Annotated in this window: 1 pseudogene; it reads left to right on the top strand. The window is 35.9% G+C overall.

Annotated elements, in window-relative coordinates:
- A pseudogene (locus ACFFUV_RS23825) lies at positions 1-546 on the top strand (IS3-like element IS1485 family transposase); the annotation flags it as partial.

Genomic DNA, 546 nt, shown 5'->3' with positions numbered 1-546 from the left:
CAAATCGTCAATCTTTACTTAGCTGGAAAGCCACGTGTAGAAATCATTCGAGAATATGAACTAACGGCTTCAGCATTTGACAAATGGGTAAAGCAATCTAAAACGAGTGGTTCATTCAAAGAAAAAGATAATCTTACGCCTGAACAAAAAGAATTGTTAGAACTACGTAAAAGAAACCAGCAATTAGAAATGGAAAATGATATTTTAAAGCAAGCAGCGCTGATATTCGGACGAAGAGACAAGTAATCGATGCGAATAAGCATCTTTACCCTATATCAGCGATGTGCAGAATATTAGGTCTATCACGTCAGTCCTATTATTATCAATCAAAACCAAAGAAAGACGAATCAGAACTTGAAGAAGTAGTCGCTGAAGAATTTATCCGCAGCCGAAAGGCCTACGGCTCAAGAAAAATAAAAAAAGCCTTATCAAAACGAGGCATTCAGATCAGCCGACGAAAAATTAGTAGAATCATGAAAAATAGAGGATTAAAATCGAGCTATACTGTTGCTTATTTTAAAGTACATCATTCTACTTGCAATGAAG

Source organism: Vibrio olivae, from assembly GCF_042428525.1.
In the GTDB taxonomy this organism is placed as follows: Bacteria; Pseudomonadota; Gammaproteobacteria; order Enterobacterales; family Vibrionaceae; genus Vibrio; species Vibrio olivae.
Note: the sequence above shows the minus strand (reverse complement) of the source record. Positions and strands in the feature narration are given on the sequence as shown.